Annotated in this window: 1 protein-coding gene; it reads right to left on the bottom strand. The window is 32.2% G+C overall.

Annotated elements, in window-relative coordinates; all coding sequences use genetic code 11:
* Nucleotides 1-41: 41 nt before the first annotated feature.
* Nucleotides 42-444: LysM peptidoglycan-binding domain-containing protein (locus EKL98_RS16620; RefSeq protein WP_148104459.1), on the bottom strand; the 403-nt coding region annotated here is incomplete at its 5' end.

Below are 444 nucleotides of genomic sequence, written 5' to 3'. Positions count from 1 at the left end.
TCAATAGCTATTGCATTTTCGATTGCAATCTCTTTCTGTATTCATTTTGAGGTACGAATTTTAAGCAGATAACCCACCAATAATTTTTTTGAAATATTCGGATTTTGTTTTTCTAATTCGGCAACCTTAAGACCATATTGTTTGGCAATTCCGTATTTAGTTTCTTTCGGCAAAACTTCGTGAGAAATTTCGGTTTCTGATTTCTTGTCTTCTATATTTTGTGGAACAACTACAATTTCTTTTGGAGATTTCACTTCTTTATTCTCGGCAACAAGACTTGAATTAGTATCCGATTTTACTAGAACACTAATTTTTTGACCCACTTTCAAGGATTTTTTTCCTAATTCAGGATTGGCTTTTTTCAAGTCAGAAAGTGAAATTCCGTATTGTTTAGAAATGGAATATAACGATTCTTTAGGTAAGACTTCGTGAGTGATAACGGTT

This window comes from Flavobacterium bomense (assembly GCF_003970355.1).
The sequence above is the reverse complement of the archived record's forward strand: the minus strand, read 5'-3'. Positions and strand labels throughout refer to the sequence as shown.